The sequence below is a fragment of the Roseateles sp. genome (genome assembly GCF_036486225.1).
In the GTDB taxonomy this organism is placed as follows: Bacteria; Pseudomonadota; Gammaproteobacteria; order Burkholderiales; family Burkholderiaceae_C; genus Roseateles.
This window is the reverse complement of sequence record NZ_DASVNZ010000150.1, coordinates 1-5856: the sequence shown is the minus strand read 5'-3', so window position 1 is coordinate 5856 and position 5856 is coordinate 1. Positions and strand designations below refer to the sequence as shown.

Below are 5856 nucleotides of genomic sequence, written 5' to 3'. Positions count from 1 at the left end.
CCCGCCGCGCCGGTGACGATCGCCACGGGCGCGCGCCCGTCGACCGCGTCGTCGTCGACTGCCGCGAGGGCGTCCTTGCGCCAGGCCAGCACCTGTCCCGACACATAGGCCGAGCGATCCGTGCCGAAGAAGCGCAACGCGCCCGCCAGCGAGGCCATCGAGGCCGCGCCTTCCTGCAGCACCAGCGCGTTGGCCGTTGCGCCGCGCCGGCCGACCTCCTTGGCCAGGGCGCGGACGAAGCCCTGGACCGCCTGCAGACAGGCGGCTTCCGCGGCGCTCATGACGCCGGCCGAGGTCAGGGCGAGTACGCGTCCCCCCGGCGCGAGACGGCTCATCGCAAGCTGCGCCTGCTCGAACAACGCGCGCAGCGCCGCGACGTCGCGACAACCGGTCGCGTCGATCACCAGCGTGCGTACCGGGCCATCTCCGCTCGGTTGACCGCCTTGATCGACGATCGCCGCCAGCAGCGAGGGCAGCGGCGCCGCGCTGCCCGGCGCGATCGCGAGCACGGACCGGCCGGCGAGTTCCTCGCCCGTCCAGGCGTCCTGGCGGCGCGCCAAGGGCACCGGCTGCGGCAGATTGAACAGGCGCGCGATGCGCCGTCCGAGCGGGTGCTGGACGAGGGTGAGCAGGCGATCGGTCATGGTGGCACGGAGGGCGGCAGGATGGGCGGCGTCGGCAACGCCGCGGGCGAGGGCGGGGAACGGCGCGCAGTGTAGGCGCGCCCGGACATGCCGCCGCTCAACGTCAACCCGATGCGCGTCTCCCGTTCGTCCGATCGCGCGAAGGGCGCGCCGCCGTGCATCCGCGCGATCGCATCGACGATCGACAGCCCCAGGCCGAGGTGCTCGTCGCCGGCCGCGGCCTCGCCGCTCATGAAGCGGTCGAACAGGCGCGGCAAGCGCTGCGCGGCAATGACCGGCCCGGTGTTCGCGACCCATAGCCGGACCTGTCCCGAGCGCACGCCCTCGATGCCGACGCGCAGCACGCTGCCGGCGGTGGCATACCGCGTCGCATTGGCGATCAGGTTCGACAGCGCGCGCTTGAGCAGTCCGGCGTCGAAGTCGCCGGCCGCTTCGCCCTCGATGCGCAGCGAGAGCCCGGCTTCCTCGAGGGCCGCCTCGTGGTACTCGGCGACTTCGGCCGCGAGCGCGGCGAGGCTCTCCGTGCGAGCCCGTCGCGCCCGTTGACCGCCGTAGGCCCGCGACAGGAACAGCATGTCGCCCACGATGCCCTGCATGCGCCGGAGTTCCTCGAGATTTGCGCCCAGCCGGTCGCTGACCCCGGGCGTCAGGCCGGCCTCGCGCAGCGTGAGTTCGGTGCTCGTGATCAGCGTCGCGAGCGGCGTCCGCAGCTCATGCGCGACGTTGGCGCTGAAGGCTTCCACCTGCGCCTGCGAGCGCCGCTGGCGCTCCAGCATCGCGGTCAACTGGTCGACGCGCTGGCGCAGCGCGCGCAGCAGTCCGCCCGCGCTGCGCAACGATGACAAAACGGTCATCCGCATGTCCGCCTCATGTCGGCGTCGTGCGCCTAGAGTTGATCTCAAGGCGTTTGAAACGCGCGCCGACGCAGCGGCAACGATCGCCAGTCGAATGACCGGTCGATGTCGTGTGCAGGATCACTTTCAATCCAAGGAGTTCGATCATGACCAACTTCAAGAAGCTTTCTATTCCGATGGGCGCCGCGGCGCTGGCCATGGCGCTGAGCGTGCCCGCGTTCGCGCAGGTCGAGGAAGAGATCGTGTCCGGCCCGAAGTCCCGCGACCAGGTGATGGCGGAACTCGAAGCCGCACGCATGGACGGCAGCCTCGACAGGCTGCAGGGCGAACACAGCTACGCGCCCGACTTCGACGAAGCCAAGGGCATGGATGTGCAGTACTCGAATCACCAGGCCGATGCCGACGTGACGGTGGGCATGTCCGCCGACACCAGCACGCAGGTGCAGTTCGCCGCGCCTGCCGCAGGCGGCAAGACACGTGCCCAGGTGATGGATGAACTGGAACAGGCTCGCGCCGATGGATCGCTGGAACGCGCCTGGAGCGAGCAGGGATATGCGCCGGAGCTCGAGGCGGCGCATTCGTACCGTCGTTGATCGCTCCTGACGCCCGGCACGGGCCGCGAAGCTCCTCACGGAGACCAGCGAGACAGTGCCGACCTGACGGACCGGACGACGGACGCGGGACGACCTGACCGGTAATTGACGGTCGTCCTTCTTCGAGCAACGGGGTTCCCATGAGGGAACCCCGCTTTCGTTTCAGGCGGCCTTCACAGGCACCTCATAGGCGCGTCACAGGCGCACGACGTCGAGGATCGCTTGGGCGAAGGCCTCGGGCGCTTCCTGCGGCAGGTTGTGGCCGATGCCGCCGGTCAGGTCGCGGTGCGCGTACCGGCCCTTGAACTTGCGGCGGTAGGCGGACGGCGCGGGATGCGGCGCGCCATTGGCGTCGCCTTCCAGCGTGATCGCGGGGATCGTGATGTCGGGCGCCGCGCCGATGCGGGCCTCCACCGTGTCGAAGCGCGATTCGCCGTCCGCCAGGCCGAGGCGCCAGCGGTAGTTGTGGACCACGATCGCGACATGGTCCGGGTTGTCGAAGGCCGCGGCACTGCGTGCGAAGGTCGCGTCGTCGAAGCGCCATTGCGGCGAGGCGAGCTGCCAGATCTGCTTCGAGAACTCGACGCGGTATTTCTCATAGCCCAGACGGCCGCGTTCGGTGGCGAAGTAGTACTGGTACCACCACTGCAGTTCGGCCGCGGGCGGCAGCGGCTGCTCGTTGACCTTGCGATCGACCAGCAGGTAGCCGCTGACGGCCACCAGCGCCCGGCAGCGCTCCGGCCACAGCGCGGCGAGGATGCCCGCCGTGCGCGCGCCCCAGTCGCAGCCGGCGACGATGGCCTTGGGGATGCGCAACGCGTCCAGCAGCGCGATCGCGTCGCGCGCCAGGGCGCCTTGCTGGCCGTTGCGCGGCGTGTCGGCGGACAGGAAACGCGTCGTGCCGTAGCCGCGGGCGTAAGGGACGATGACGCGATGACCCGCCGCCGCGAGCAGCGGCGCGACCGCTTCGTAGGTGTGGACGTCGTAAGGCCAGCCGTGCAGCAGCAGCACGGGCGGGCCGTCGGCCGGCCCCGCCTCGACGTAGCCGACGCGGAGATCCCCGGCGTCGATGTGCTTCAGCGTGCCGAACGCGGGAGCGATCGCGATCGACGCACCGTCGGCGGACGGAGCCGGGGCGGCCCATGCGCCGGCGGGCAGCAGCCCGCTCAGCGGCAGGCTTGCAGCCGTCGCAGCGGCGGTCGCGGCGCCCAGCCGGAGGAACTGGCGGCGGGGGAGCGCGGTGCCTGCCCGGCCCATGGCGCTGTCCATCAGGCTCGTCGGGTTCATCGGGTTCAAGTCGTTCGTTTCGATCGAATCGGTCTTGTCGTTGCGGTCGGTCATCGGGGATCTCCGTGGGTGTGGTGGCGACCTCCGCAGTGGACGTCCGCGATGTATCTCCGCCTTGTCGACATCGAACCGTCTCTGCATGTCGGTGTCACGCGGCCGATCGCAGATACAGGGGCATACAAAGAGGGCACGACATCGCCGATCTCTGACATCGATCAAAGCGACCTCTGGCTTTCCATCCGCATCCTTCCTAGCCTGCCGGGACCGGGCGCGCGGGGCGTCCGGATTCGGGCGCGAGCCCGCAGGAGGTGTCGATGAACGGGGTCTTGCTGGATGAGATCGTCTACTTTCCGTCGCTGCAGACGTTGCCGGCCGAGCTGCGCGCGTTGCGCGAACTCGATCGCGTGCGCAAGCGCCGGACCCTGCCGCTGATCACGCTGACCGCGCTGCAGCGCCGGCCCGACGTGGTGGACTTCCGTCGCGCCGCACAGCAGGCGGGCGAGGCGATGCAGGAGCTGCCGCATTTCATCGACCTGGGCCGCGTGCCGCTCGACCATGCGCTGGCCTGGCGCCGCCTGGCCGATCCGTCGCAGGGCTTCCGGACCTGGCGCGAATTCGCCCAGGCGCATCGCAACGCCGTGCCGGTCGTGCTCATGCCGGAAGGGGCCAGCGAACGCGCCATCGCGCTGCAGGCGGCCGCGATCGAGCGCGAATTCGGCCAGGTGGTGTTCCGGCTGCGCGGCGCGGCGCCCTTGACGACCCTCGTCGAGCGCGCGCTGGACGGGCTCGAGCAACCGCGTCGCGCGCTGGTCGTGCTGGACTTCGGCACCGAACGCGAATGGCTGCTCGGCTGCGCCGGCATGGGGCGGGACCTGATGGCGCGCTGGCGCAAGCGCTGGCCGGGGCTGCGGCTCGTGGTGATGGGCAACAGCTTCCCCGCCACCGCGCAGTGGCTCGGGTCGGGCTTGCCGGAGGACTCGCCGCGTTCGGGCCGCCTCGCGATCCTCGAGCGCGAGCTGCACCGGCGGCTCGGCGGGCTGCCCGTCGTCGGATACGGGGATCACGGCGCCATCCACGCGCCGAGCGAGCCCGGCACGGACCTCCCGACCGGTCACGTGCGCATCGACTACCCGTGGCAGGGCGTGTGGCGCTTCGAGCGCCGCCGCCGCGCGAGTTCGGACGATGCCAGCCGCGAGGCCGCCGAGGCCATCATTGCCATGGCGCCGTCCTTCGGCGCGCGCGGCCTGTGGGGCGAGCACGAGATCCAGGAGGCCTCCAACGGCCGGGTCGTCGCACGCGGCCGCGAGGCCTGGACGGCCATCCGCGTCAACCTGCATCTGGCGACGCAGGTCGACGAGATGCTGGCCGAATCCGGCAGCGCGCGACCGCTGGTGTCCACCTCGACTTCGTGAAAACCGCCGGCGGGCGACAGGACGCGGCGAAGCCGGCCGGCGCGAAAGGACATGCGGGGCTCTCTATACTCGCGCCCCATGCGCCGCTGGCTCACCGTCTTCCTGCTGATCCTGCTGCCGCTCCAGCTGAGCTGGGCGGTGGCGGCGACCTATTGCGCGCATGAAGCCGATCCCACGGTGAGCCATGTCGGCCACCACGAGCATCGCCATCAGGCGTCGGATGACGCCGCGAGCGCTGACGCCGCTGGCGCTGATGCCGGCGGTGGCAAAGGCTCGCCCGACGCCTCGGCGCCGGAGCAGGCGGGAAACGCTGAAAAGGCCGCCGACAAGGCCTTGACCTGTGTCGACGACGACTGCGGCTTCTGCCACCTCGGCCACAGCCAGCCGGTGGCGAGCACGCCCATCGTGCTGCCCGCCATGGCCAGCCCGGTCACCTCGGCCACCGTGTCCGAGGTCTGGTCCTCACGCGGCCCCGACCGCCGGGAGCGACCCAATTGGCCACTCGCCTGATCGGCGAGCCTTCCTGATCCTTGACCGCCTCGGCCCGCGCCGAGGCGCGCGGCGCTCGCCGATTCCCCGTTGATCCCCTTCCTGCCCGGCCGCCCACGCGGCGGCGGGCACAACGCCGGAGTCTCCGATGCCCAAGTTCCTGGTGCCGCTGTGCAGCGCGGCACTGCTTTCATTCCTGCCCCTGGCCACGAAGGCTGCGCCCCAGCCGCCGTCCGCTTCGACGACGCCGTCGGCGACGCCTGCGGGGCCGTCTGCGAGTTCGTCTGCGCCTGCGTCCGCGCCGACCCTGACGCTGAGCGTCGCCATCGAGCGCGCCTTGAGTGCGCATCCTCGGCTGCGCGCCGCCGCCTTCGAGGTCGAGGCCGCCGACGGCGCGGTCCAGCAGGCGGCGCTGCCGCCCAATCCCTCGCTCGGCGTGGAGCAGGAGGACACGCGCCGCGAGACGCGCACCGTCACCGTGCTGCTGAGCCAGCCGCTGGAGATCGGCGGCCAGCGCGCCGCCCGGACGGCGCTGGCCCGGCGCGGTCGCGACATCTCGCAGGCCGAGCTCGATGCG

Annotated in this window: 7 protein-coding genes and 1 pseudogene; 4 read left to right on the top strand and 4 right to left on the bottom strand. The window is 71.3% G+C overall.

Translation table 11 applies throughout. From position 1 onward, the window contains the following. The 3 genes and pseudogenes from VF536_RS10480 to VF536_RS10470 form a co-directional block, all read right to left on the bottom strand. Positions 1-644 (bottom strand): annotated as a pseudogene (locus VF536_RS10480) (hypothetical protein); the annotation flags it as partial. Further along, complete coding sequence (locus VF536_RS10475; protein WP_331614789.1) at positions 641-1498, bottom strand: ATP-binding protein; 858 nt, start codon at positions 1496-1498, stop codon at positions 641-643. The pseudogene VF536_RS10480 and the gene VF536_RS10475, both read right to left, overlap by 4 nt. Positions 1499-1511: 13 nt before the next feature. After that, a complete protein-coding gene (locus VF536_RS10470; RefSeq protein WP_331614788.1) occupies positions 1512-1646 on the bottom strand; it encodes a hypothetical protein in 135 nt (44 codons plus the stop codon). Here VF536_RS10470 and VF536_RS10465 point away from each other — a divergent pair. Next, positions 1645-2091 (top strand): DUF4148 domain-containing protein, encoded by a 447-nt coding sequence (locus VF536_RS10465; protein ID WP_331614787.1) that lies wholly within the window; start codon positions 1645-1647, stop codon positions 2089-2091. The genes VF536_RS10470 and VF536_RS10465 overlap by 2 nt on opposite strands. 195 nt (positions 2092-2286) lie before the next feature. On the opposite strand, the gene VF536_RS10460 is transcribed toward VF536_RS10465, so the two are convergent. Further along, on the bottom strand, positions 2287-3348 hold the full coding sequence (locus tag VF536_RS10460) for an alpha/beta hydrolase (protein WP_331614790.1): 1062 nt from the start codon (positions 3346-3348) through the stop codon (positions 2287-2289). Between the two features lie 344 nt (positions 3349-3692). Between VF536_RS10460 and VF536_RS10455 the strand changes: the two genes are divergently transcribed. The 3 genes from VF536_RS10455 to VF536_RS10445 all read left to right on the top strand — a co-directional run. Further along, the gene (locus tag VF536_RS10455; protein WP_331614786.1) at positions 3693-4790 is read left to right on the top strand and encodes a beta family protein; all 1098 of its coding nucleotides are present in this window, start codon (positions 3693-3695) and stop codon (positions 4788-4790) included. A 78-nt stretch (positions 4791-4868) separates the two neighbouring features. Beyond that, positions 4869-5300: a hypothetical protein gene (locus VF536_RS10450; RefSeq protein WP_331614785.1), complete on the top strand. Its 432-nt coding sequence runs from the start codon at positions 4869-4871 to the stop codon at positions 5298-5300. A 127-nt stretch (positions 5301-5427) separates the two neighbouring features. Beyond that, the coding region (locus VF536_RS10445; RefSeq protein WP_331614784.1) for a TolC family protein at positions 5428-5856 on the top strand (429 nt) is incomplete at its 3' end.